Annotated in this window: 24 protein-coding genes; 4 read left to right on the forward strand and 20 right to left on the reverse strand. The window is 66.6% G+C overall.

Annotation, left to right across the window (positions count from 1 at the left end):
- From LJE61_RS13360 to LJE61_RS13385, 6 genes are all read right to left on the reverse strand, one after another.
- A partial coding sequence (locus LJE61_RS13360) for a tetratricopeptide repeat protein (RefSeq protein WP_296918630.1) occupies window positions 1–764 on the reverse strand: 764 nt, incomplete at its 3' end.
- On the reverse strand, window positions 761–1,792 hold the full coding sequence (locus LJE61_RS13365) for a vWA domain-containing protein (RefSeq protein WP_296910054.1): 1,032 nt from the start codon (window positions 1,790–1,792) through the stop codon (window positions 761–763). The genes LJE61_RS13360 and LJE61_RS13365, both read right to left, overlap by 4 nt.
- Window positions 1,785–2,825: a VWA domain-containing protein gene (locus LJE61_RS13370; RefSeq protein WP_296910056.1), complete on the reverse strand. Its 1,041-nt coding sequence runs from the start codon at window positions 2,823–2,825 to the stop codon at window positions 1,785–1,787. The genes LJE61_RS13365 and LJE61_RS13370 overlap by 8 nt, the downstream gene beginning before the upstream one ends.
- Complete coding sequence (locus LJE61_RS13375; RefSeq protein WP_296910058.1) at window positions 2,818–3,408, reverse strand: DUF4381 domain-containing protein; 591 nt, start codon at window positions 3,406–3,408, stop codon at window positions 2,818–2,820. The genes LJE61_RS13370 and LJE61_RS13375 overlap by 8 nt, the downstream gene beginning before the upstream one ends.
- Window positions 3,409–3,426: 18 nt before the next feature.
- Window positions 3,427–4,344 carry a DUF58 domain-containing protein gene (locus LJE61_RS13380; protein WP_296910060.1) on the reverse strand — a complete coding sequence of 306 codons (918 nt, stop codon included), beginning with the start codon at window positions 4,342–4,344 and terminating at the stop codon, window positions 3,427–3,429.
- Between the two features lie 16 nt (window positions 4,345–4,360).
- Window positions 4,361–5,317, reverse strand: coding sequence for an AAA family ATPase (locus tag LJE61_RS13385; RefSeq protein WP_296910062.1), 957 nt, complete (start codon window positions 5,315–5,317; stop codon window positions 4,361–4,363).
- Window positions 5,318–6,068: 751 nt separating this feature from the next.
- Here LJE61_RS13385 and LJE61_RS13390 point away from each other — a divergent pair.
- Complete coding sequence (locus tag LJE61_RS13390) at window positions 6,069–6,437, forward strand: phospholipase A2 family protein (RefSeq protein ID WP_296909295.1); 369 nt, start codon at window positions 6,069–6,071, stop codon at window positions 6,435–6,437.
- A 91-nt stretch (window positions 6,438–6,528) separates the two neighbouring features.
- Here the strand turns inward: LJE61_RS13390 and LJE61_RS13395 are convergent, their stop codons facing one another.
- From LJE61_RS13395 to LJE61_RS13445, 11 genes are all read right to left on the reverse strand, one after another.
- Window positions 6,529–6,990, reverse strand: a complete 462-nt coding sequence (locus LJE61_RS13395) for a protein YgfX (RefSeq protein WP_296909294.1) — start codon at window positions 6,988–6,990, stop codon at window positions 6,529–6,531.
- A gap of 143 nt (window positions 6,991–7,133) precedes the next feature.
- The gene (locus LJE61_RS13400) at window positions 7,134–7,367 is read right to left on the reverse strand and encodes a succinate dehydrogenase assembly factor 2 (RefSeq protein ID WP_367114920.1); all 234 of its coding nucleotides are present in this window, start codon (window positions 7,365–7,367) and stop codon (window positions 7,134–7,136) included.
- A gap of 249 nt (window positions 7,368–7,616) precedes the next feature.
- The gene (locus LJE61_RS13405) at window positions 7,617–8,309 is read right to left on the reverse strand and encodes a succinate dehydrogenase iron-sulfur subunit (protein ID WP_296909293.1); all 693 of its coding nucleotides are present in this window, start codon (window positions 8,307–8,309) and stop codon (window positions 7,617–7,619) included.
- 211 nt (window positions 8,310–8,520) lie between these two features.
- Window positions 8,521–10,284 carry a succinate dehydrogenase flavoprotein subunit gene (gene sdhA, locus LJE61_RS13410; RefSeq protein WP_296909292.1) on the reverse strand — a complete coding sequence of 588 codons (1,764 nt, stop codon included), beginning with the start codon at window positions 10,282–10,284 and terminating at the stop codon, window positions 8,521–8,523.
- A gap of 7 nt (window positions 10,285–10,291) precedes the next feature.
- Window positions 10,292–10,636, reverse strand: a complete 345-nt coding sequence (gene sdhD, locus LJE61_RS13415) for a succinate dehydrogenase, hydrophobic membrane anchor protein (RefSeq protein ID WP_296909291.1) — start codon at window positions 10,634–10,636, stop codon at window positions 10,292–10,294.
- Window positions 10,633–11,007: a succinate dehydrogenase, cytochrome b556 subunit gene (gene sdhC / locus LJE61_RS13420; RefSeq protein ID WP_296909290.1), complete on the reverse strand. Its 375-nt coding sequence runs from the start codon at window positions 11,005–11,007 to the stop codon at window positions 10,633–10,635. The genes sdhD and sdhC overlap by 4 nt, the downstream gene beginning before the upstream one ends.
- A gap of 264 nt (window positions 11,008–11,271) precedes the next feature.
- Complete coding sequence (locus tag LJE61_RS13425; RefSeq protein ID WP_367114921.1) at window positions 11,272–12,303, reverse strand: lysylphosphatidylglycerol synthase domain-containing protein; 1,032 nt, start codon at window positions 12,301–12,303, stop codon at window positions 11,272–11,274.
- A gap of 102 nt (window positions 12,304–12,405) precedes the next feature.
- Window positions 12,406–13,323: a lysophospholipid acyltransferase family protein gene (locus LJE61_RS13430; RefSeq protein WP_296909289.1), complete on the reverse strand. Its 918-nt coding sequence runs from the start codon at window positions 13,321–13,323 to the stop codon at window positions 12,406–12,408.
- Entirely contained in the window at window positions 13,320–17,363 is a 4,044-nt protein-coding gene (locus tag LJE61_RS13435; RefSeq protein WP_296918632.1) for a translocation/assembly module TamB domain-containing protein, read from the reverse strand. The genes LJE61_RS13430 and LJE61_RS13435 overlap by 4 nt, the downstream gene beginning before the upstream one ends.
- Window positions 17,360–19,090: an autotransporter assembly complex protein TamA gene (locus LJE61_RS13440; protein ID WP_296909296.1), complete on the reverse strand. Its 1,731-nt coding sequence runs from the start codon at window positions 19,088–19,090 to the stop codon at window positions 17,360–17,362. Before LJE61_RS13440 ends, LJE61_RS13435 begins: the two co-directional genes overlap by 4 nt.
- 565 nt (window positions 19,091–19,655) lie before the next feature.
- The gene (locus LJE61_RS13445) at window positions 19,656–20,480 is read right to left on the reverse strand and encodes an ion transporter (RefSeq protein WP_296909287.1); all 825 of its coding nucleotides are present in this window, start codon (window positions 20,478–20,480) and stop codon (window positions 19,656–19,658) included.
- An 83-nt stretch (window positions 20,481–20,563) separates the two neighbouring features.
- Between LJE61_RS13445 and LJE61_RS13450 the strand changes: the two genes are divergently transcribed.
- Complete coding sequence (locus LJE61_RS13450) at window positions 20,564–20,878, forward strand: FRG domain-containing protein (protein WP_296918634.1); 315 nt, start codon at window positions 20,564–20,566, stop codon at window positions 20,876–20,878.
- 70 nt (window positions 20,879–20,948) lie between these two features.
- On the opposite strand, the gene glk is transcribed toward LJE61_RS13450, so the two are convergent.
- Window positions 20,949–21,923 carry a glucokinase gene (glk, locus tag LJE61_RS13455; RefSeq protein ID WP_296909285.1) on the reverse strand — a complete coding sequence of 325 codons (975 nt, stop codon included), beginning with the start codon at window positions 21,921–21,923 and terminating at the stop codon, window positions 20,949–20,951.
- Window positions 21,924–22,221: 298 nt separating this feature from the next.
- Between glk and LJE61_RS13460 the strand changes: the two genes are divergently transcribed.
- Window positions 22,222–22,395: a hypothetical protein gene (locus tag LJE61_RS13460; protein ID WP_296909284.1), complete on the forward strand. Its 174-nt coding sequence runs from the start codon at window positions 22,222–22,224 to the stop codon at window positions 22,393–22,395.
- Between the two features lie 253 nt (window positions 22,396–22,648).
- Here the strand turns inward: LJE61_RS13460 and LJE61_RS13465 are convergent, their stop codons facing one another.
- On the reverse strand, window positions 22,649–22,897 hold the full coding sequence (locus LJE61_RS13465) for an energy-coupling factor ABC transporter permease (protein WP_296918636.1): 249 nt from the start codon (window positions 22,895–22,897) through the stop codon (window positions 22,649–22,651).
- A 188-nt stretch (window positions 22,898–23,085) separates the two neighbouring features.
- Here LJE61_RS13465 and nikR point away from each other — a divergent pair, with 188 nt between their 5' ends.
- Window positions 23,086–23,508, forward strand: coding sequence for a nickel-responsive transcriptional regulator NikR (gene nikR / locus LJE61_RS13470; RefSeq protein ID WP_296918638.1), 423 nt, complete (start codon window positions 23,086–23,088; stop codon window positions 23,506–23,508).
- Here the strand turns inward: nikR and LJE61_RS13475 are convergent.
- Window positions 23,505–24,143 (reverse strand): transglutaminase-like domain-containing protein (locus tag LJE61_RS13475; protein ID WP_296918640.1); only part of this gene is annotated, 639 nt, incomplete at its 5' end. The genes nikR and LJE61_RS13475 overlap by 4 nt on opposite strands.

Raw genomic sequence — 24,143 nt, forward strand, 5'->3', positions numbered from 1 at the left:
GACTCCTGCTGCTCGGACTCCTGCTGCTCGGACTCCTGCTGCTCGGACTCCTGCTGCTCGGACTCCTGCTGCTCGGACTCCTGCTGCTGCTCGGACTCCTGCTGCTGCTCGGATTCCTGCTGCTGCTTCTGCGCTTCCTGCTGCTCGGCCGGCTGCGTCTTCCGCTCCTCCTCCTTGGCGGTCTCCGAGCGGTCTTCTTCATCCTCTTGCTGCGACTCGTCACGGAACTGTTCCTGCTCCAGGCGCGCAAGGGCCGCCCGGGTCACGGCAAGATTGTGCGCCGCGTCCGTATGGTTGGGGTCGGCCCGCAACACCGACTCATAGGCCGCTGCGGCGCCGGTGTAATCGCCAAGCTTGAAGCGGGCATTGCCCAAGTTGTAGCGTGCGGACAGGCTGTCTTCACCCGTGTCGGCGCGTCCGAAGGCCCTCGAGGCCTCTTCCATGCGCCCGGCGCGATAGAGCGCGACGCCCTGGCGATAGGGGTCCGAGAAGCTCTTCGCCGCGGCCTCGAAGTCACCAGACTGATAGACATCGAAGGCCTCCTGCTCGGTGGTTTTGAACAGCCCGGCAGATGCCGCCCGGGGCAGTGACAAGCTGAGCATGAGGACAAGGGAGCCGAGGCACAGCGTCTTGAGCCGCGTCTCCGCCATCGCACGACGTGCCGCGACACCCCCGATAGAGACATCGGACCGCGCAGCGGCCTGACGGGCGTGCTCAGGTCCGATGTGTTTGGACCGCGGGTCGCGGACCCATTGCCCGCTCATGTCGTGGACCTCCAAGGCCACCGCAGGGCGCGAAACTGCGACAGCAGCAGAAGCATGAGTACGAGGACGGGGATCCAGAAGCGTTCGTTCCACACCCGCGTGCGCTCGTCGCGATCCTGCGGAGGCTGGCGTGAGACTGCCGCCGCCTGCAGGATTGCGTCCGTATCCGAGTCGCGGAAGTCGGCGCGCCGGTAAATGCCGCCGCCGGCGTCGGTCAGGGTCTTCAACAGGGTCTCATTCAGTTTCGAGTCGACTGGGTCGCCGCGATAGTCCCGCACCAAACCGCCGGCCGCTGCCGGGACCGGGGCTCCTTCCGGCGTGCCGATCCCCAGCGCGTGAAACCGGATGCCGGCGGCGGCCAGGCGGGCAACCTGATCGGGAAGATCCGGCTCATCGAAATCCCCGTCGGAGATCAGCAAGATGGCCCGGGCGCTGTCTTCGGGCAGGCCGCCCAGCAGGCCTTCGGCACGGGCCAGCGCCGCGGTCAGCCGACTGCCCTGCATCGTCCCGCTGGCGAGGTCGCTCGACAGTGCCGGCAAGGCACTCAGGATGGTCTGAGTGTCTTCTGTAACCGGCGAGATCACGTGGGGCACGGAGGCGAACAGGATGAGGCCCAGCCGCACCTCACGGTTCCTGCGGATGAGGTCGCTGATCTCGTGCCGGGCGCGCGAAATCCGGTTGGGAGTCACGTCGCTGGCCTGCATAGAGCGGGAGATATCGAGCAGTATCAAGAGGTTGTTACCGGGGTGAAACAACCGCACGTCGGTCGCATCCCAGCGCGGACCTGCCATGGCAACCAAGAGGAGCGCCCACAGCAGACTCCAACGCAGATACCGGCCCCAACGCTCGGTCGTGCGCAGGTCCCGGGTGCCAGTGAGATGGGGCAGGAGATGCGGATCGGCGTAACGATATAGCGGACCCTGTGACGCCCGCGCCGCACTGCGCTTGAGCCAATAGGCGACCGGGATCAGGGCCAGGAGTCCCAGGAACCAGAGTGGTTGCTCGAAGTGAAAGCCGCCGTCAATCACTGGCCAGCCTGCCCACGAAACGCTTGCGACCTTCCGGAAAGAGTCCGAGACCGAGGAGCGCAAGCAGGGCGATCCCCAGCGGCCAGCGGTAGAGCGGCCGGGGGAGGTAGGCCGTGCGGGTCTGCGCCTCGGTCTTCTCCAATTGGCTGATCCGCGTCGAGATCTCCTCGAGCGCTCCGGTATCGGTCGCACGGAAGTATGCCCCGCCGGTCAACTCGGCGATCCTTTTCAGGGTCCCCTCGTCCATGGTCAGGTCGTCGCGGTAGCGAACGACGCCCTCTTCGAGGATCGGGATCCGGTCCTGCTCGCTGCCGACGCCGATGACATAGATGCGCACCCCATGCAGACGGGCCAACGCGGCCGCCTCGCCCGGTACGAAACGGCCCGCGTTGTTGTCGCCGTCGGCAATCACGATCATGACGCGGGAGCCTTCTGGGCGTTCGCGCAGCTTGACGACACCGAGCGCGATGGCGTCCCCGAGGGCGGTCGCCGCGCCGGCGACGCTGGGGACGATGCCATCGAGTGCCTGGCGCACGGCCAGCCGGTCCAGGCTGAGGGGCGAGAGCACGAAGGCCTGGCTGCCGAAGACGATGAGGCCGACGCGGTCGCCTTCGCGACCCTCGATGAAGCGCCCCATGACGCCTCGAACGACGCTCATGCGGTTGACCGGACGGCCGTCGACCGTGAAGTCCAGCGCCTCCATCGAGTGCGAGGCATCCATCGCGATCATGAGGTCGTAGCCGGGGGTGCTGATCTCGGTGTGGGGCGTCAGCCACTGCGGTCGCATCAGGGCGACGACCAGCGCGATCCAGAGCAGATAGAGGAGCGCGCGGTACACCCAGCCGGCGAGTCGCGGGCGCGGCCGGCGTGCGGTGAAGGCGGCCTGGAGCGACAGGAGGTGCGGATGAAGGAGCGTGACCCGCTGACCTTCCAGGGTCTCCTCCCGGCGTTGCACCCGCGCCGGCCACAACCAGGGCAGGAGCAGCGGCACAGGCAGCAGGAGCGCAGCCCAGGGCCAGTGAAACTCAAACACGGGCTGCGCCCCGCATCGCACGCCAGGGCAGCGTCAGGCGCCTTCCCTTCGGCGCATCGCGCACCTCGACCCAGGCGCGGGCGGCATCGATGAGCGACAGGAGATCCGTCGCGCCTGACCGGCCGGGCAGCGCGCTCGCCGGCGCGTACGGGGCATCGATCAGGAGCCGGCCCCGCTCGTGCCAGGGAAAGCCGTTCGGGTCATGACTGGTGAGCCAGTCGAGCCAGCCGGTGCCGGTCAGACCCGCGCAGGCGGGGCGCCCCAGCCGGGCCATCGCGATGCGGCGCAGCAGCTCGGAGAGCTCGCCGACGACCGACCTGGGGTCCTGACCGGAGCTTGCGCGACGGCTGAGGTCCCGGAGGGCGAGCGCGGCGTCCCAACGCCAGCTGCCGAGCGTGATGCCGGGGATGGGGACGCGCAGGCTGAGCCTCGCACGCCAGCGCCAGGCGCCGAGGATCAGAAGGAACAGGCCAAGCGCCAGCAGGTACCACCCGGGGGCGGGTGGCCACCAGGGTATGGATTGGATATCGTGGATATCGCGCAGCATCTGGGTCGGCTGCAGGGGCTGGAGCATCGGGTCCATCTCGGGTCTCGGCTCTGCTCAGACGGCGCGCGAGCGCGCACGCTGCTCAAGTGCGCGGATGAGGCTGAGATGGATCTCGGTGTCGGTGCGCACCGGCAGCAGGACGATCCCAAGCCGGTGGACGATTGCCTGAAGCAGGATGCGTCGCTCCTCCCAGCCCGTGCGATAGGCGCCCCGAGCATCCGCGTCGTCGGTGTCGACCTCGACCAGGGTCCCGTCGGTGCCGGTGAATGTGGCCACCCCCATTGCCGGGATCTCCCAGTCTGCCGGATCGTCGATCGGGATCAACGCGACCGAGTGACGTTGACCGAGATCACCGAGGATGCTCTCCAGACCCAAGGCATCGCGATTGAGATCGGCGATCACGAAGACCAGCGAGCCCGTGGGCAGACCGGAGGTCGCCCGTCGCAGCGCGCCGCCGAGGCAATCGATGGAGGGATCCATCTCGGCACCGGGCTCGGTCAGCGTGCGCAGCAGCTGCCAGAGCGCACGGCGGCCGCGCGACGGGCGAAAATGCTGGAGCCCGGTCGACGGGTCGCCGAAAACCAGCCCACCGACACGGTCGTTCAACCGGCTCGCCGCCCATCCGATCAGGGCGGCGGCGCGGGCCGCCTGCACCGACTTGAAGGTCCCACGCGTCCCAAAGGCCATATGGGGTCCCTTGTCGACACAGAGCACCACCGAGCGCTCGCGCTCCTCGCGAAAGATCTTCATGTGCGGCTCATTGATCCGCGCCGTCACCTTCCAGTCCATGTAGCGGATGTCGTCGCCCTCGCGGTACTCGCGCACCTCCTCAAAGTTGACGCCGGCCCCCCGAAACACCGAGGCATAGAGTCCCGCAAAGGTCGAGTTGACCAGGTGGTGCGACGGCAGGCCCAGCGTATGGGCTTGATGGCGCAGCTCCAGCAGGTCGTCGAGACGGGGGTAGAGACTCATCGCGCGGCGGCTGGCGTCAGGGGATGGCCACCAGGGTCAGGAGCCGGTTGACGAAGACGTCCGTGGTGACCCCCTCGGCCTCGGCCTCGAAGGTGAGGAGCAGACGATGGCGCAGGATCTCCGGCGCCACCGCTTGGATGTGATGGGGGGCGACAAAGCTCTCGCCGTCCAGCCAGGCGCGAGCGCGGGCGCAACGCGCCACGGCGATGCTCGCGCGGGGCGACGCGCCGAATCGACACCAGCGTCCGAGGTCTGCGTCATACAGCTTCGGCTGACGGGTCGCCTGGACCAGGTCGACGATGTAGCTGTGCAGCTTCGGATCCAGATAGATTCCGGCGACGTCGCGGCGCATCTCGAACAGGTCGGTCTGGCTCAGCCGGGTGGGCGGCGGGGAATCGGGCTCTTTTTGCTGCTGCGCGTCGAGCTCGAGGATCCGCAGCTCCTCGTCGCGGCTTGGATAGGTGACCACGGCCTGCATCAGGAAGCGGTCCAGTTGCGCCTCCGGGAGATGGTAGGTCCCCTCCTGCTCGACTGGGTTCTGGGTTGCAAGCACCATAAAGAGCTTCGGCAACGGGTAGGTTCGCAAGCCGACGGTGATCTGATGCTCGGCCATCGACTCCAGCAAGGCCGACTGGACCTTCGCGGGCGCGCGGTTGACCTCGTCCGCAAGCAGGATGTTGTGGAACAGCGGTCCGGGCCGGAACTCGAACTCGCCCTTTTCGTGGCGATAGATGTCCGTGCCGATCAGGTCGGAGGGGAGCAGGTCCGGGGTGAACTGAATCCGGTGGAAATCGCCTTCCAACGCATCGGCAAGCGCCTTTACCGCGGTGGTCTTGGCAAGTCCCGGCATGCCCTCGACCAGCAGATGCCCGTCGCTGAGCAAGCAGATCAGCATGCTGTCGATGAAGGACTCCTGCCCGATGATGCGGGAGGCGATGTGGTCGCGGACGAACTTGAGATCGGTGGGCGTCATGCTCGGATACTTCAGGTTCCGGTGAGTGACTTTGCGACAGGGCGCCTGGCCCCGATTCGGCGATGGGTAGAGGCGAGTCCTCTATGCTGGGCCTTTTTCGGGTCGAGCGCAACCCTCGATCCGACCGACAGACGCGCGTCATCTGACAGCATATTCCAATTTTTTCATGCACTTTCGCGACCCGCGCGCGGCCATCGGCACACCCCGTCCCCGTCGGGGGGCATCGGAAGAACACCGGCAATCGGATGCCGTCGACTCGGCGATGTCGTGGTGCGCGGACGTGCTCGGTGCGCGTTGCAGCCGTGCGCGTGCAGCCCGCCCTCCAGCGACGCGGTCTGTGCAGTCTCCGTCTCTGTCTCGACCCGAAACGCGAACCGGCGTCGGGAGGGGCAGCGGCACGGGGTCGAATCAGGGCTTGACAAAGGTTTTGTGCACATGGCTTCGACGCGCGGGCGCATCCCGGTCGCCGCCCTGGAAACCCGCCCGACCGGATTGGCGAAATGTCGATATCAACTTGATTTAGAAGAATATATTTCGATCGATCAAAACCTGACCAATCTGTACGCAGTCCAGTTGCGACGCGACTTCAGATCCAGCCGGCGCGCTTTCTCCACATACTTATCCACAGAAGCTGTTGGCATCTCGAAAATGTCACACAGCCGTTGTCTGTTGCGTTCCAGTTGCGACCATGAGTCGAAAGAGTGGTCGCTAAGTGACTGAAGCTTGATCTGCGTCACAATTCGCAGACGCCTTGATCGGTCTGCTGCTCGTCGCCGTTGCTACCCCGGCGAGCGCGTTCAAGTGCATGCCCATCTACGGCAACTGGCGCGGTATCGAACATCCCGCCTCCGGCTTCCCACCCCCGGTCGATGCCTTTGACGCCGCGTGCATGCGCCACGATTTCTGCACGGCCTCGCCGGGCTCCGATCAGCCCTGTGACCTCGCCTTCGTTGGCGAGCTGCACGACATCGCAGCGCGGGTTGGCTATCTGCCGCGCCAACTGCAATGGGCCGAGTACCTCATCCGCGTCAAGGCCGGGGGGCCGGCCGGCGGCATGCCGATGCCCTCGCCGGGCGACGCCTTCGGACTGCTTTCGAGCATCGCCACGCCCTGCTGGTAGGCTACCTGGGCACGGACACGGCGATCGGGGACATCGCCGGCCGTTGCTGCCCCGCACCCGATCCGCTGGCCGGTGCAGCAGGTGGCTCGCGTCATTGCAGCGGTCGGCCGCCCGGCTTTGCGCCCTCGGTCCGCAGCCTCTGGCGCAGTCGGCGCAATTGCTCGGCATCGAGGGCATCGGCGAAGAGTGGCAGAGCGCGGCGATGCAGGCGGCCAAGGCGGAAATTCAGGATCACCAGCGGGACGCTGACGAAGGTGGCCGGAGAGAGCCGAGCCTCGCGCTCGATGCCGGAGACGAAGGAGAGCAGCCAGGCCCCGTCGGGGCTCCAGAGGGCGGAGCGGATGGACCAGGGGGCGCGCCTGAGGATATCGACATAGCCGACATAGAGGCCGCTTGCACCGATGAGTCCGATCAGCGCAGCGGACCAGGCACCCCACTGCAGGCCGAGGACGCCAGCAGCCGCGGCGAGGTGGGTCAGACCAACCAGCACGGCCAGCCGCCGGGAGAAACTGGGCCGAATCAGGAGCGGGCGACGTTCGCGGTGAGAAGCCATTGCCCTCTGATGTCAACCGTCGTGCTTTTCATCGACGTCCGCTCTGGCCGCGTCGCGGCACTGCGCTTGACCGGGACCGAGAGAGGGCGTGCACTGGATGTCCACCTCAGATAGCCGCGCGTCCGGAACCCTTCGCACGGCGTCTACGAGCCCTGTGCGCGCACGACCTCGACGAGATGACGAACCAGCTCCCGAAGCTCGGGGTCGGGTGGGTCGGCGCGAGACAGCAGCCAGTCGCTGAGCCGTGGGTCCGGCTCGGCCAGCAGCCTCACGAACGCCAGGCGTTGCGGTGCGCTCAATGCACCATAGCCGAGATCGAGAAATCGGTCCAGGAGGTGGTCGAGCTCCAACATGCCCCGCCGGCACTGCCAGCGCAACCGCCGGATCTCATCCTCGCTGCCCGACGCAGATGCGGTGGCGTCCGGCGGGGGTCCAGGGTCGGTTGTCGGGGCGGCGGCCACCTAGGAGCCTGTCGGACTGAGGGGAATCGCAGCGAGAGAGCGGGAGAGCGAGGCCATTTCGTACCTGTATTGAGGCGCAGAGTGGGTGCTATGTCACGAACAAGCGGGGCGAGATGGACCCTTGTCCCGCTTCCGTAGCCGATTCATCCTAAGTCCGACAGACTGCTAGAGCCCCTTCTCGAGCATCAACTCCTTGATCCTGCCGATGGCACGCGTGGGATTGAGGCCCTTGGGACAGACCTCGACACAGTTCATGATGCTGTGGCAGCGGAACAGCTTGTAGGGCCCGTCCAGGGCGTCGAGCCGCTCCTCGGTGGCCTGGTCGCGGCTGTCGGCGAGAAACCGCCAGGACTGCAGCAGGGCCGCCGGACCGTGGAACTTCTCCGGGTTCCACCAGAAGGACGGGCAGGCGGTGGAGCAGCAGCCGCAGAGGATGCACTCGTAGAGCCCGTCGAGCCGGTCGCGCTCTTGCGGCGACTGCAGGATCTCCTGCTCTGGGAGCGGGTCCTTGCGCACCAGATAGGGCTTGACGGCGCGATACTGCTCATAGAACCGGGTCATGTCCACGACCAGGTCGCGAATCACCGGACGACCCGGGAAGGGGCGGACCTGGACCGGCTCCTTCAGCTCAGTGACCGGCGTGATACAGGCGAGGACATTGCGTCCGTTCGCGTTCACCCCGTCGGACCCGCACACCCCCTCACCGCAGGAATGGCGAAAGCTGAAGCTCTCGTCCTGCTTCTTCACCTCCAGCAGGGCATCGCGCAGCATCATGCCCTGGAAGGTCTTGACCTGGTAAGTCTGCATCCGGGGCTGGCGATCGGTCTCCGGATTGTAGCGATAGACGCTGATCTTCATGGCTCACCTGGATTCGTGCAACTGGAACCGTCGAGGGCACAGGAAGCACATCGCATGCGCTTCGAGGCGGTCGACGGTGGTCGGTCTTCAGTCGTCGGTCGCCCGTCCGCGGGCCGGTGCGCCGAGCGCAGCGGGCCCCGGTCAGGGGGAGAACACCCACAGGAGCGCCGCCGCGAGCTGGCGACCCCGCGAGACTGTCCTGCCCCCTGCGTCAATACACCCGCTCCTTCGGCGGGAAGGACTCGACCGTGAGGGGCTTGGTCCGGACCGGCTTGTAATCCATGTGGTCACCCTCCCTGTAATAGAGGCTGTGCTTCAGCCAGGTCTGATCGTCACGCTGTGGGTAGTCCGGTCTCGAGTGGGCGCCGCGGCTCTCCTGGCGATGGAGCGCGGAGACCGCGATCGAGAGTCCGACGTCCATCATGTTCTCGAGCTCCAGGGCTTCGATGCGCGCGGTGTTGAAGACCTTGGAATGATCGGTCAGACGCACCGCAGGGAGTCGCTCGCGCAGCGCGCAGAGCTTGCGATACCCCTCGGCCATGACATCCTCGGTGCGGAACACGCCAGCATGGTCCTCCATGCACCTGCGAAGCTCGGCGCGCAGTTGTTGCACGGTCAGTCCCTCCCCTTTCTGGCCCCAGCGCTCCAGGCGCGACATCGCCTGATCCAGGCTCGCCGAGTGGACACTCCGCTGATACGGATTCTCGCGGACATAGTCGATGATGTCCTTGCCGGCCAGGCGTCCGAACACCAGGATGTCGAGCAGTGAGTTCCCACCCAGCCGATTGGCCCCGTGGACCGAGGCGCAGGCGCACTCCCCTGCCGCGTACAACCCGACCACGACCTCTTCGGCGCCGTGCCCCGCCGGCATGGCGACCCGGCCGAAGCGGTCGGTGGGGATGCCGCCCATGGCGTAGTGCGCGGTCGGGAACACCGGAATAGGCTCGACCACGGGGTCGGCGCCGGCGAAGATACGGCTCGACTCGCGGATCCCGGGGAGGCGCTTGGAGATCACCGCCTCGCCCAGATGGTCTAGCTTGAGCATCACATAATCGCCCTGCTCGCCGCAGCCGCGGCCCTCCTTGACCTCGGTGACGATTGCGCGCGACACCACGTCGCGGCTGGCCAGGTCCTTGGCGCGCGGGGCGTAACGCTCCATGAAACGCTCGCCGTCCTTGTTGATGAGGTACCCACCCTCGCCGCGGACGCCCTCGGTGATCAGCATCCCTTTGCCGGCGATACCGGTGGGGTGGAATTGGTAGAACTCCATGTCCATCAGCGGGACACCGGCACGCAGGGCCATCGCCGCGCCGTCGCCGGTGTTGATGTGCGCATTGGAGGTGGTCCGGAAGACCTGCCCCCAGCCGCCGGTTGCGAGCAGGGTTGCCTTGGCTTCGATCAGGAGCGGCTCGCCGGTCTCGATCTCCAGCACCAGCGCACCGCAGATGACCCCTTCGCCATCCCGGACCAGGTCGATCGCGAAGCACTCGTCGAAGAAATGGCTCCGCGCACGGATGTTCTGCTGATAGAGGGTATGCAGGATGGCATGACCCGTCCGGTCCGCGGCGGCACAGGTGCGCGCAGCCTGCTCGCCGCCGAAGCGCTGGCTTTGACCGCCGAAGGCGCGTTGATAGATCTTGCCGTCATCGAGCCGCGAGAAGGGCACCCCGGCGTGCTCGAGCTCGTAGACCGTGGGGATCGCCTCGCGGCACATGAACTCGATGGCGTCCTGATCGCCGAGGTAGTCAGATCCCTTGACGGTGTCGAACATATGCCAGTGCCAGGAGTCGGGCAGGACGTTGGCCAGTGCTGCGTTCACCCCGCCCTGCGCGGCGACCGTATGCGAACGGGTCGGAAAGACCTTGGAGACGACGGCGACCCGCAGCTCCGCTCCGGCCAGTTGCAGCGCGGCATTCAGCCCCGCGCCACCCGCACCGACGATGAGGGCGTCGAAATGACGTGTTGGAATGCTCATGCCCCGACTACCCCCAAAGGCCCGCGGTGATGATCGCCTTGATCCCCCAGAGGCCCGAGGCAATGAAGGTGAAGGCAACCAGGGTCAACAGGCCGAGCCTTAGCCCGAGGTTGTGCACATAGTCGATCAGGACGTCCCGGATGCCCACCCAGGCGTGCGCCAATAGGACCGGCACGAACAGCAGGAGCGAGAGCGCGACGACTGGATGCGCGACCCAGTTTACCAGTGCGGCATGCCCGGCCGGGGCGTTGAAGACGAAGTGGACCAGTAGATAGGTCAGGAAGATGGCCAGGTAGACCGACGTGGCGCGTTGCACGACCCAGGCCATCAGCCCCGATGCCTGCCGACTCATAATGCCAGTCCTCCGCCGACCACCAGCACCGTGATCGCCGCAGCGAAAACGATCATGGCGCTGCGCCGGGCCGCCGGCCGCTCCAGCCCGAGCCCGAGGTCAATGAGAAGATAGCGTATGCCCGAGAAGAGGTGGTGCAGAAGACTCCAGGCCAGAAGCATCAGAATGAGCCTGGCCAACCAGCTGTCCAGGATCGCCGCGACGACGGCGAACCCGTCGGGTCCCGAGAGCGCTTGGTGGAAGAGGATGGCGGCGCCCGGGATGGCCAGCGCCATCAAGATCCCGCTGATGCGGTGAAGGATGGAAACGACGCCTGACATCGGCAGCTTGATCCGCCTCAGATCCAGGAATACGGGTCGTGTTGGATGCATTCTCTCACCTTTGCTGGTGCTCAGACGAAGCGTCGCGGCGGCCAAGGCCCGGGGCATTCGACAGCGGGATTCACGTCCGGTTTTGCCGCGCCCGAGGCAGGTCAGCCATCGGCTGGGACTGGACTTTCAACAGGCTGACGCAGCCGGCACGATACGCGGTTGTTCTGTCCGCCTTTCATTCTCCGCTGCAACAGCGGGCGGATTCAATCTTGATGCCGGGCATGGGTCGTGGCGATCCGAGTCCGAGCCATGGGGCCTGACCTGTCAGGCCGGCGCCTGCTGCGAGGCCGCACCGCGGCCAGAGCAGACCGAGGTCCGCGGCAGCAGGAACGCCAGCCCGCCCAGTGCCATGGTCGTTCCAAGCAAGAACAGATGCAGGTTGACCGCACCTGCCAGCGCCGACCTCGGATCCACACCCAAGGGCGTCAGCGCGGCAACGACCGCCAGCTCATAGCTGCCGCTGCCTGCGATGCCGTGGAAGGGGAGCACGCTCGAAAGCTCCGCACCCATCACCCCGGTGAGGACTCGCCAGAAGGCGACCGGCAGGAAATGCTCGAGCAGCACCGCGAAGGCGGCGAGCTTGAGCAGCCAGGTCAGGGCCGTCCAGAGATAGACCCGCGCAAGGATCAGGGGCTTGCCGGGCGCCGCGAGCAGCAGTCGCCGCAGGCCCCGGGTCGCCCTTGCCCAGACCCCGGGTTCGCGCTGCCCCGACCCCGGGCGCACCCGCCGTGCGAGGGGCACAAAGAGCGCCAGGCCCGCGACCCACAGGGCGGCCCCGAGCCCCCAGATCCAGGACGGGGCCCGCAGATTGAGGATGAAGATGCCGATCAGCCCCAGGAAGTGCAGATCCAGGACGCGGATCCAGAGCAGGGCCGCCGCCGCATCGAGAAACGCATGGCCGAAATAACGTCGCATCAACCATGGGAAGACCATCTCGCCCGCGCGCATGGGCAACAGATTGTTCGCCGAGTTGTGCAAGACGCTCAGGCGCAGGACGGAGAGGAAACAGCCGGCGAAGCGCGGCCGGAAATAATCATAGATCCGCACGGCGCGCAGGGCATAGCTGAGAGCGGACAGCGCGAAGAGCCCTGCCAGCAGGAGCGGCGAGAGCGCGCGCCAGGGAGACAGCAGAGGTCCCCAGCCGACCGTCAGCTGCACGGTGACGAGCACCGCGGTCAGAAAGGCCCCGCCGATCACCCAATCGCGGGTGCGGCCGATGCGCAGGGCGCCTCCGGGCGGCTGCTCCGGCGGACGCGTGACGCCGGAGCGGGGGGCGGGTGAGCGAGGGCTATCCACCGTATCCGCCCGGGTCGTCGGTCCGACCCGCATCCACCAGGCGCCCTGGTGTCAGAGGTGGACGCGCTTCGCCTATCCACCGCACGAGGACCAAGGGTGTACTCATCGCCGACGCTGTCGCGACGGATAGATGGGCGCCGCCCCCGGGGGGCGGGTCTTGAAACGGCGATGGACCCAGAAATATTGGTCCGGCATGGTGTGTATCCGCGACTCGATGACCTGGTTCATGCGTGCCGAATCCGCCTGGGGGTCGCCGGTCGGGAAGTCCTCCATGGGCGGATCGAAGATCAGCTCCAGCCCACGCCCCCATGGCAGAAAGCGGGCAAAGGTCGGGATGACCACCGCATTGGTCATGGCCGCGAAGCGTCCGAGCATCGGCACGGTCGAGGCGGAGACTCCGCAGAAGGGCACGAAGAGACCGCGCCGCCCCCCGTCCTGATCCGGGAGATAATAGAAGGGTGTGCCCTTCTTGATCTCGCGCAACAGACCGCGGAGCTCGTCATGGCGCTCGATGGAGAGACTGCCAAACCGCTGACGTGCCCGCCGGACCTGATGGTCGATCACCGGATTGCGGATCTTCTGATACATGTAGACGCCAGAATGGACCAGTGCCGTGAAGGCGGCACCGCCGAGCTCGAGCCCCACGAAGTGCGGGACCAATACGATCACCGGGCGACGCTCGGCGATACAGCGATCGATCAGCTCGCGGTTGCGGATCTTGACCAGGCGCCCCAGGCGGGCGCGCGACGCACCCCACCCGACGCCTTGGCCGAGGGCCGCGACTCCCAGCCAGCCGAACTGGGCGCGCAGGATCCGCTCGCGTGCGTCTGCGGAGGCCTCCGGCAGGCAGAGCTCGAGATTACGCCGTCCGATCAGACGCCGCGAGGGCGCAAACAGATAGGTCAGACGCCCCAAGCCGGTGCCGAGCCCCCAGATCAGCGGAAACGGCAGTCGGCCGAGCCCATAGACCAGGCCGACCAGGAGCCAACTGGGCCAATGCCGCGGATGGGTCAGGGTCATCGCTCGAAGGTGAAAAAGACATCCGCGCCCTGGCTCTCGCCCGTCTCGGTCTGCAGCTCGATGCGATTGGTGAGGTCGTAGCGCAGCCTGACCGTGCTCTGCTGATCACCCAAGCCGGTCTCGTACTCGAGAAAGATCTTGGGTGCGATATAGGTCCCGACCGCGAGCCCCGGATCCGGGCCTTTATCGTCTGCGGTTGGGGCGATCCCAGTCAGGAGATACTTGGTGATCTCAGCCTGCGTCATCCCGGGATCGCTCTCGGAGAAAAAGGTCAGCTTCGGATCGCGCATGGTGCCCATCACGCGAACCCCTGCGGTGGTCGAGCCGCCTTCCCGCTCGGCCTGCAGGAGGAGGCCCGGGTTCCCGACCGGGCTCTGCGCAAAGACGAGGCGTCCCTGGACGATGTTCAGCGGCACCCCGATGTCCGCGGCCAGACCGAATCCACCCGCCAACCGGTACTGCCCATCGATGATCTGCAGCTGACCGTCGCCAAGCATCTCCCGGCCGGGCGACTGCAGTAGCGTGAGATCCCCGGCCAGACGCCCACGCACACCGAACGAGTCGATGGTCACCTGGTCCCCGAGATGCAGCCGCAGGTCGATCTCGAGGGGGTAAGGCGGCGCCGAGGCGCCATCTCCCAGAACCACGTCACTCGATGTCGACTTGGTGCCGGCGGGGAGAGAGCGCGGTCGAATCCGCGCCTCCGGAACCTTGATCTCGCCGCTCAGACGTGCGCCTTTTGAGTCGGCCTGCAGGTCCAGGTCCGGTGAGACCAAGGCAAAGTATTCGCGCGTATCCGCGACCTTGAGCTGGTCGCCGGATAACCGGGCTCGTGCGTCGAAGCCACCGCCGCCGAAACGCACGTCGCCGGTGAGCCCGAGCCGACCCCCGCCCACGTCGGCCTCGCCCTGCAGCGCCAACTCATCGAGCCTGCGGGCCTTGGCAGAGAGGTTGAGGCCGGATACCTTGAGTCCGATCAAGGGTACCTCGAAGCCACCGCGGCTGACGCGCGCCCCGCCCTTCACGCCCGGCTCACCGAGGGTCCCGGCGAGGCCGAGGTCGACATCGACAGCGCCTGTCACCGCGTTGAGATCAGGCACCAGATGGGAGATCCGGTCCAATCCCTCGATGCTGGCACGCAGGGTGCCGCCGATCGGTTGTCCCGGACGTGTCGGAGCGTCGAGCCGCCAACCCGGCAGCTCGAGCCGCCCGTCGATCTGTCCCATCCCGCTGAGCGGAACACCGAGCCGGGCGGCGAGCGCCCGCGCGTCCGCGTCGAGACTCAGGCGGGCACCGGAGAATTCGACGACCTCCTCCTTGCCCGCGCCGATCGGTATCCGGACCGAGCCTGTCGGAAACTCCGCCGAGGCGTCGCCCGTCAGCACCGCGCCCGCGGCCTCGAACCGGCCCCGAAGCCGGCCGTTCCCGGCGAGGGTGAGCGTCTCGGGCAGGACCGGCGCCAGGAGCGCGAGGTCCGCGAGATCGAGGTCCAGGCTGGCGACCCGTCGATTCGCCTCGTCCTGACTGAGCTCGACACATCCGCCCGATCCGGCCGGGCCGCGGATGCAGAGGGGGCCGGCGCCGATACGGGGTCCGTCGATCGAGAACGGGCTCGGCTCCCGCAGGCCCCAGTCACCGAAGGTCTTGGAGGCGAGGTCCAGGCGGATGATCCGGCCTGCGTAAGCGCCCTCAGGGCCGAGGGCGCCCGACCCATCCAGCATCAAGGAGAGGGGTTCACCCGCCAGTGAGATGGCGAAGCGGTGATCGGGCATCCGACCCTCTCCGCGCACCGACAGGGTGCTCCAGAGCATGTCCCCGACGACGAGCTCACGGCCGTCCAGTTGGATCTCGAACGGACCATCGGGTGACAGCCCCAGGTCGAGTCTGCCGGAGAGGCTCTTGATGCCCTGTCCCGCCAGCTCGGCCTCCGAGGCGGACAGATCGACCAAGGCCTGTGGCATGTCGCGTGTCCCGGAGACCGTGCCGCTTGCCTTCAGGCTGCCCCGGGCCTCGGGAAGCAGGGTCGCAAGGTCCGGGGACTCCAGATCGAAGTTGAGATCCAAGGCCTCGTCGATTGTCCCCTGCACGCGCACCAGGCTCGGGCCGGAGGCAGCACTGAAGTCCTCGACGCGGATCCTCTCGCCCACCATGCTGACCTGTCCGGAGGCGCGAATGGGATAACCTCGAAGATCGCCCTCGAATCGCTCGATGGCGGCCACCAGATCCGGTTCCGAAGCTGCGACCGATCCCCGGCTCGTGATGCGGGCGTCGATCCGGCCCGGCCATGCGGGGACATGGGTGCCCGGATCGATACCCTCTGCGTCGACTGCTGCGGTCCAGGTGACCTGCGGATCCCAGCCGACCTCGGCCTGCCCCTGGATGCGCCCACCCAAGGTCTCCAGGATCAGGGTCTCGAGCCGCGCCTGACGGGCATCACCGCGACCCCCGATCTGCAGACTGGAAGGCGGCAGGCCCGGGCCGACCGAGCGGGCCTCGACACCGTAGTCGAACCCGTCCAATCCACCGGATGTGGTCAGTCGAAGCGACACGCGATCATCGAGGCCCTCGACGAGGCCGGCCGGATCGAGGTCGGCGCCATCCAGGCGAACCGCCCAGGTCAACTCAGGGGACCAGCTCAGCTCACCCTCCCCCAGGAGCTCGCCGCCGAGCGCATCGAGCCTCAAGGCGGAGAGCCGCGTCCCGGTCCGGCTCCCCTCTCCGGCGAGTCCGAGATTGAGCGATGGGATGTCCGGCCCCTGCGCGACCAAGGACAGCGCGTAGTCGAACGCGTCGAAGGTCCCCGAGACATCGACCTTGCCGCGCGGCGACTCGGCGATCGGATCGCCGCTGAGGGGCCATCGCAGTCGCTCCCAATGACCCGCGAGCGCGATCCCACCGGGATCCGGGCCCAGCGCGATCTCACCGGTCAGCGTCAGAAGCGCCTGCGACGCCTGCTCGGTGAGCTCGAGTGCCCGCACCTTCAGGGCCTGCTCCGCCCACGACAGGTCCAGTACGACCGAGAGATGCCCGAAGTCCGGCAGATCGGGCGCCCGGGCATCGACGCGTCCCGTGACCTGGGCCAGATCCAGGTTTCCGTCTGTCTGCAAGAGTCCCGTGATCGCGACCTTCGGCAGGTCCGGTCGAAAGTCGGGCAGATCGACGGCGAGGATCTCTAGTCGCCCATCCCATGCCGGGTCGCCGAGCGGGTCGGCCACTCGGACATCGAGGTCGGCACGCGCCGAGCCGCTCAACCGATGACTCAACTGGATCGCCTCACGGTCTCCCGCGATTCGCGCCGCACCGTGCACGGCCATCGCAGGCGCCTGGGTCAGCTCCCAGTCGAGGTCGAGCGCGAGCGGATAGCCGTCACGCAATGTCGCCTTCCCGGCGGCGTTGGCATCGAGCCTCGGCTCAGTCAGCGCCACACCGAGATGGGCCAGTGTCAGCTCGCTGCCACGCAGGCTGGCGGACAGGTCGGCGCGATCGACCTGCACGAAGGGCGACGTTTCTCCGGTCCGGAAGAGTCGCACCCGTTCCACGCGGGCTTCGCCGACATCGATCTGCAGCGGCAGTGCGATGTTGGGGAGCCGGAGCGGCTCTTTCGGCTCGTCGGGGCTCGGCGGAAGCACCAGGTCGAGATCCTGCACCACGAGCTGCGAGACCGGCAGGGTCCCGCCGATAGCGGAGAAGGGCGACCAGTCCAGGTCGACGCTGCCTGCATCCATCGCGAAGTCGGGGAGCCGCAACGCCAGCCCACTCAGGTGCAGCCGACCCAGGATGCGCCCATCGACACGCTCGACACGCAGGATACCGGGCGCCAGCTCCTCGGCCAGCCCGAACGCCAGGCGCAGGCCCGTCTGCGTGCCAAGCACCAGCCCGAGCATGAGGACCAGGGCAAGCGTGAAGGAGACGGTCACCTCAAGCAGCAGACGCAATGGGCGAAGCCGCCGACGGGAAGACGGCACCTGAGGCGCGGCGCCCCCGTCGCCACGCCCCGGCTGGCCCGCGTTCGCTGCCTGCGTCGAATCGGTTTCACTCATAGATCGGGGCCGATCACGATGTGCAGTCGCGCGGGCGGGAGCCCATAGGACGTCTCGTCGTCGTCTTTGGTGAGCGCAAAGGCGAGATCCAGACGCACCTGACCAATGGGCGAGGCCCAGCGCACCCCGACACCGACGCTCTGCTCGAATTTCTGGTCATAATCGGGATCGAACGCATTGCCGAAATCGGTGAAGACGGCCGCGCTCCAGGGACCCTTGATCCGGCGCTCGAGCTCCAGGCTCCCGACGGCCAGATAGCGCCCTCCGACCGCCTCGCCGGTATCCGGATCGGTCGGGCCCAGGGCGTCGAAGCCCCAGCCGCGGATGGAGTTGTCCCCGCCGGCGAAGAAGCGGCGACTCAAGGGGAGCTCGTCCAGATTCGCGGCCAGGGTGACACCCAGATCGGTGCGGGTGATGAGACGATACTCCTCCGCGAACCGGCGGACCCACTTGAACTGAACGGTCCCGCTCAGATACGAGGCATCGGAGACGACACCCTCCACCGCGCCCAGGATGCCGTAGCGCAGGCGATAGCCGCGAGTGGTGTTGATCGGGTCGTCGGCAACCGTCTTCGTCCAGGAGATGTTGGGCACCAGCTCCGAGGAGGTGCCGGTCTGGACATCGCTGATGTCGAAGTCCTCGTAGTTGTAGTCGATGCCCGCCGTGCGTCGCCAGCCTCCGGGCGTGAGCGTTGAATGGGCGACCTGGAGCGAGTGCAGCCAGCCCTTGCGAGTCGAGAGATCATAATAGGTCGACTGAGGTTTGATGACGATGTAGTCGCGCGTGGGGTCCTGGATCGGGATTCGATAATCCAGGTTCCACTGAGAGAGGGCGGGGGCGAGCTGCAGCTCGGTTCGAAACCGATGGCCCCATTGATTGACGTAGCGGCGGCGCCAGTCCACGCTGAAACGAGGCCCGGAATCGGTGGCGAAACCCAGACCGACCCGGTACTTGTTGGGGAGATTGCGGGTCGCAACCACCTCGATGGGCACCAGGGTGCTCTCACCGGTCGGGTCCTTGAGGGGGACGATCTCGACGTCACTGAAGTACTCGGTTCCAAGCAGCCGACCCTGGAGCCCAAGCAAGAGGTCCGGGTTGTAGACGACCCCGGGCTCGAAATCGACGAAGCGATGCAGGAACCGGTCGTTCAGGAGATCCTGTTTGAATGTCACCTCGCCGAGGTAGTGGCGGGGTCCGGTATCCAGATGGAATTCGATGACCGCCTCGTAGGCCACCGGATCGATCAGAACCTGGTGACGGGTCAGCTCGTAGTCCAGGTAACCGCCCGAGGAGGCCCGGAAGCGCAGGTCCGACTTGGCTGCCTCATAGTCGGCATGCAGGAGCACATCGCCGACCTGCATCGGGAAGGTCTTCGGAAAGGTCGGGTCGTCGGCCCCCTCACCGGTGACGGCATAGTCGATCCGGCCGATACGCACCGCCGGGCCCGGCACCACATCGTAGGTCGCGACCCAGGTCCCGATGGGATCCGCGGAGCTCTCGAGTCGATCGGTCACCTCCACTCGATACAGCCCGAAGGGTGCAAGTGCCTCCCGGATCTGGCCGGGTGCAAGGCGATGGAGCGCCTCGGCTCGCGCCGGCGTCAGGTCCGCCTCGCCCCGCTCCTGATAGATCGAAAGCAAGGCGAGCACGTTCGCCTCCTGCTCGCCCTCCAGGCCGTTGACCTTGACGTCGAGCGTCATCGGGAAGGCATTGTCGGCGAGCAGCATCAGCGGGAAGACGAGCACCCACGCGCATGCGGCCGGGCAGAAAGGGCGCCCCGGTGTCGCTCGACCGTTTCGCGTTCGATCCACACTTGACCCCATGACGATCCGCAATGGCAGGGTGGCAGCCGGTGGACACGCACGGCACACCCCGCCGGACGGCCCTCGGGATTTGGCGTCGCAAAACTGCAACAGCTCGCATCTGAAAAACGACAGCGAGGATGATAGCACCAAAACTGCGTCCTGCACCGCGCCCACCCGCGCGGGGCATGATCCGCTTCGCCCCCCCCGGTGAGTCCTGTGACCTCGCACTCACGGTCCACATCGGGTACGAGGACGAGGACACCATCTCTCTGCCGTTCCGGGGCAGGAGGCCCCGGCATTTTCAGGCATCTCAGTGCCTGAAAATGAAGGAAGTCGGAATCCGCGTTTTCGACTTCCGTGCTGATTCCTGGCCAGCTCGGCCAATCAATCAGCGTCTTTCCTTAGGATTTCTGCGCCACGCCGTCGGTGGTGGATCTGAATCGTTGGCCTCTTGTCGCCTATGGGGTGGTGCTCTTCCGACAGGCTCCTAGCTCTCCTCGCGGCCGGCTGCCAGCTCGCGGCGCAGACCCTGGATCTCCTCGCGCAGGGCGCGCACCTCCAGCTCGACATGGCGGGTGTCTTGATGGACCGTCGCCTCGATTCGCTCGCGCTCCGCCGAATGCTGATCCTCGTGCAGCGTCTGCATGGTATCGACGATGATGCCGATGAAGAGGTTCAGCATGGTGAAGGTCGCGATCAGGATAAAGGGGATGAAGAAGAGCCAGGCGTAAGGGTAGGCATCCATGACCGGACGGACAATGCCCATCGACCAGCTCTCAAGCGTCATGATCTGGAACAAGGTGTACATCGACGCCCCCAGACTCCCGAACCACTCCGGGAAGCTTGCCCCGAACAGACCCGTGGCGATCACGGCGGCGACATAGAAGAGGATCAACATGAGTCCCGCGATCGAGGCGATACCGGGCAACGCCTTTAAGAGCGCCTCGACCACGAACCGCAACCGCGGCGCCATCGATACCAGCCGCAAGACCCGCAGCACCCGCAGGGCACGGAGCACCGCGAGTGGACCCGTCGCCGGGATCAGTGCGATGGCGATCACCGTGAAATCGAACAGGTTCCAGGCCCGCCGGAAGAAATGCGTACCCTGGGCCAGCAGCTTGAGCAGGATCTCCATCACGAACAGTGCCAGGATGACCCGATCGATCAGGTGCAGGGTGTGCCCGTGGCGCGCCATCACGCCTGCCGATGTCTCGAGCCCCAAGGTGATGGCGTTGACCACGATCAGCGCGATGATGACGCGCTGTATCGGGCTCGACTCAATCCAGGCACCGATCGTCTCACGGCTCAGCATACCGATGGCCTCCGCGTCTACAAAGCCAGGCACCCGCCACCGATCGGAGGGCGGACCGCCGAATCACAGGTTGAACGTGCGTCTTGAGCGGGCTCGGCGATGTCAGTCATCCGCTGACGACGACTCTGATCCGGCTCGGCGGGTGGGGTGCCGCCCTGGAAAAGCACCTGTTGCGCAACTTCCGGAAATACGCCCACCGCGCCGTGGTGCAACGCGACTCGGTCTGGCACTGGCTCGTCGAGCGCCCCACCCTGTGGCGACGCATCATTATACCCGCCGAGCTCAAGTGGGAGATTCGCGACAAGCTCGATCAATCCAACGTGACCGAGCGCGCTCTGTTTCCCGGCCTGCCGGGACTGACGGCCTGGCTCAAACGGCACTGCAGCCCGCGAACCTGACGCGGATTAATCGATCCCAGCCGGCTCGTCCGGGCGTGGGCATCGGACCGCCCACTGGCGAGAGGCCCCTTCACTGGGAGGCGAGGTAGCGAGCGGCCCCCAGCAAGGGGGTGTTGGGCTGGATGATCACCCGCACCGGCATCGCGCGCATCACCGGCTCCAGACGGCCCTTGTCGAGGAAGCTGGCCAGGAAACCGCTGCTGCGCAAGGGGTCAAGATTCTTCGGGGCGATTCCGCCGCCAAGGAAGACACCCCCGAGCGCCATCTGTTTGAGCGCCATGTTTCCCGCCTCGCGACCATACAGCCGGAAGAACAGATCCATCGTCTCGATGCAGAGCGGACAGCGGCCGGACGAGGCGGCCTCGGCGATGGCTGCCGCCGGATCACCCGCCGCGAAGGCCTCCCGCAGCCACTGCGGCGACTGACCGGCCTGCCGCTCAAGCAGGAATTCGTAGAGAATGCGGATACCCGGACCGGACACCACGCGCTCCCAGCTCACCCGGCCGAAACGCTCCTGCAGGAACCGCAAGAGCGCGCACTCCAAGGCGTCCGTCGGCGCGAAATCGGCGTGCCCGCCTTCGGTCGCGAAGGGATGGTGGCGCAGGCCGTCCCAGAACAAACCTGCCTCGCCGAGGCCGGTCCCCGCGGCCACCACGCAGGCGTTTGCCAAGGATGGTTCGCCCGGATGGATCTCCGCGAAGTCGTCCGGCCCGAGTGCGGCGAGGCCCCAGGCCATGGCCTCGAGATCATTGAGCAGGGCGACCCCGGAGAACCCCAGCGACTGCGCCATCGCGTCGGCATCCAACCCCCAGGGCAGATTCGTCGCCTGGCTGCGCCGGCCACGCACGGGGCCCGCCACTGCGAAGGCCGCGAACCGGCAGGCCACCCCGGTCTCCTCCAGATACCTCCGCACGATCTCATCGAGCGATGCGAAGTCCGCGCTTGGATAGCGCCGCAGCCCATCGAGCTCGACTCGATCGCGATGAGTCTGTGCGAGACCGAGTGCGGTCTTGGTTCCACCGATGTCGCCAACCAGCACATGCATGTCGCTTCTCCGGCCATCTCGCCGCCATCGCCCCGATGCGCACCGGCGGGAGGGCGCAAATCATAGCAGGGGACGCGTGTGGCGATGCGACTCGTTCGCGATCAGCCGCTGCGGCAGCTTGACACCCGGGAACGGGGCGCGGAGGCATCGACGCGGCAGAGTGGTCGGCCGCCATCCGATGTGGAGCGGCGGGCCGGCGGGTACGCGATCCACGGAAGGGCGCGCCGAGGGCTTGCAATGTTAGAATTTGCTTATATGATGATGACCATCAGCAACCACTAACGATCGGAGTTTTATCATGGGTGCATTAGGAGTGCTTGCCGCAGTCGCGCTGCTCGTCGGTGGAGTTCAGACCACGATGGTGATGTCGGAGACGGAGCGTCTGGCAAACGAGGAGTCGAAAGCCCCGGTGGTCGCGGTTCAGACCGCCTCCGGGACCTCGGCCGAGGCCGCCCCAAGCAGCGGGCTGTGAGCACGCGCTGATCTGATCAGCGCTACCCGGAGCGGCCTCCGAAGAGCCCGTCGGCTCGCCTCCGGGGCGCAAGTGCCGCCAGGCTCAGTCGCGTGAGTGACTGAGCCTGGATCATTTCGGCCCGATCTTGACGCCCGTAGCGGGTCTTGACACACGAAAGATCGGGCGGACATGGATCGCCCTGCCGCCGGCGCAGTCGATCGGCCTCAAGTCGGACCGGGCTCTGAGATGCAAGATGAGTTGAAACAGGCTCCTAGGCCTCTTGAGGGCGCTCGGCTGGCACGACACGCTGACGGGTCGAGACCTGGATGAGACCGGGGCGAACCTTCAACAGCAGGCGCAGGATCGCGGCCGTGACTGCACCTTCAACGAGCAGGACTGGAAACTGAGCGATCAGGATCAATTGGGCTGCCGCCCTGAGCTCGCTCCCGCTCAGTGCAAGCGACCCGACGACCAGGAGTGCCGACAGGCCGAACGACAGGGCACCGGCCAGAAAACCCACCGGAAGCAGGACGGCGGAGCCCCCGGATCCCCGGCAGGCGTGCCAGGTCGTTTCACCCGCACCGCAAAAGGCCCGGCGAGCAGCTAGGATGGTTGGGGTGGGCCCCTGAGCCTGCTTTGCGTTTCGGGGACCTTTCCGGTTCAAATAGCCGCATGTCGGATGACCGATCTGAGCAACCCGAGAGCAGTATGGCCGTTCCCGAGCAAACCATCCGGTTCAGCGTTTCGCTGCCGCGCCCACTCCTCGACGAGTTGGATCAGCGCGTGGTCAACAAGGGCTATGCCTCGCGCTCGGAGCTGGTCAGAGACCTGATCCGCGAACGTATCGTGGAAGAGACCTGGGAGCGTGGCGACGAGGAGGTGGCGGGGGTGTTGACCATCATCTACGACCACCATCAGCGTGAGCTGACGCAGCACATCCTGGACATCCAGCACCGGCAATTCGTCCATGTGGTTGCGTCCACCCATGTGCACATGGACCATCACAACTGTCTGGAGGCCATCATCATCCGCGGCATGCCCGCCGAAATCGAGCGACTGAGCCTCGAGATCGGCGGGCTGCGTGGCGTGCGCTTCGCGGAGCTGACGCGGGCGTCGCGGATCCAGAATTAGCCAGGCTCGATCGGCGTGACAGCCAGGGTCTCTTCGAGCTCGGGCGCGGTGCCGTCGCTCCGGCAGGCCTGGCGCAGCGGTTGCACGTCCCGGGCGTCGCGGCCGACGGCGACGCGGACATAGGTCGCGTCGGCCAACAGCCCCAGGGCGGGATCGATCCCGCGCCAGCCTCCGCCCGGGATCAGCACCTCGGCCCAGTGGTGGAGTCTCTGCTCACGGGGTGCCGTCCCCGGGGGATCCCCATCGTCGGCGTCAAAATAGGACGCGTCCAGGTAGCCGGAGACGAACCGCGACGGGATCGACCACTGCCGCATCAGGGCGATCAGCAGGTGCGCAAGATCGGCGGCGCAGCCGCGGCCTGCATCGAACAGCGCCGGCAGCGCGGCAACCGGGATCTCGCGCTCCGGATCGAAAGGGGCGATCGACTGGATCCAGGCGCTCGCCTCCTGGATCTGCTCGAGCAGCGGCTGGTCTTCCCGAAGGATCGGAAGGGCATGCTCCCCGATGCGCTCGGGCAGGGCCGGCGTGAGCGGGCCCTGATGCAAGACGAAATCCCACAGACGCGGCACCTGATGCAGGCAGTCGGCAATCCAGGCGCGTTGCCGCGAGGGCGGCACGGACGGGAAGTCGAAGGG

This window comes from Thiocapsa sp. (genome assembly GCF_022340925.1).
In the GTDB taxonomy this organism is placed as follows: Bacteria; Pseudomonadota; Gammaproteobacteria; order Chromatiales; family Chromatiaceae; genus Thiocapsa.

Coding starts and splice junctions, on each gene's coding strand:
- LJE61_RS13375 (WP_296910058.1), bottom strand. CDS start 3,408: ATGGACCCGATGCTCCAGCCCCTGCAGCCGACCCAGATGCTGCGCGAT.
- LJE61_RS13460 (WP_296909284.1), top strand. CDS start 22,222: ATGGGTGCATTAGGAGTGCTTGCCGCAGTCGCGCTGCTCGTCGGTGGA.
- LJE61_RS13435 (WP_296918632.1), bottom strand. CDS start 17,363: ATGAGTGAAACCGATTCGACGCAGGCAGCGAACGCGGGCCAGCCGGGG.
- LJE61_RS13385 (WP_296910062.1), bottom strand. CDS start 5,317: ATGACGCCCACCGATCTCAAGTTCGTCCGCGACCACATCGCCTCCCGC.
- LJE61_RS13440 (WP_296909296.1), bottom strand. CDS start 19,090: ATGCTGCTCGCCGACAATGCCTTCCCGATGACGCTCGACGTCAAGGTC.
- sdhD (WP_296909291.1), bottom strand. CDS start 10,636: ATGAGTCGGCAGGCATCGGGGCTGATGGCCTGGGTCGTGCAACGCGCC.
- glk (WP_296909285.1), bottom strand. CDS start 21,923: ATGCATGTGCTGGTTGGCGACATCGGTGGAACCAAGACCGCACTCGGT.
- LJE61_RS13380 (WP_296910060.1), bottom strand. CDS start 4,344: ATGAGTCTCTACCCCCGTCTCGACGACCTGCTGGAGCTGCGCCATCAA.
- sdhC (WP_296909290.1), bottom strand. CDS start 11,007: ATGCATCCAACACGACCCGTATTCCTGGATCTGAGGCGGATCAAGCTG.
- LJE61_RS13405 (WP_296909293.1), bottom strand. CDS start 8,309: ATGAAGATCAGCGTCTATCGCTACAATCCGGAGACCGATCGCCAGCCC.
- sdhA (WP_296909292.1), bottom strand. CDS start 10,284: ATGAGCATTCCAACACGTCATTTCGACGCCCTCATCGTCGGTGCGGGT.
- LJE61_RS13445 (WP_296909287.1), bottom strand. CDS start 20,480: ATGCTGAGCCGTGAGACGATCGGTGCCTGGATTGAGTCGAGCCCGATA.
- LJE61_RS13430 (WP_296909289.1), bottom strand. CDS start 13,323: ATGACCCTGACCCATCCGCGGCATTGGCCCAGTTGGCTCCTGGTCGGC.
- LJE61_RS13395 (WP_296909294.1), bottom strand. CDS start 6,990: ATGGCTTCTCACCGCGAACGTCGCCCGCTCCTGATTCGGCCCAGTTTC.
- nikR (WP_296918638.1), top strand. CDS start 23,086: ATGGCCGTTCCCGAGCAAACCATCCGGTTCAGCGTTTCGCTGCCGCGC.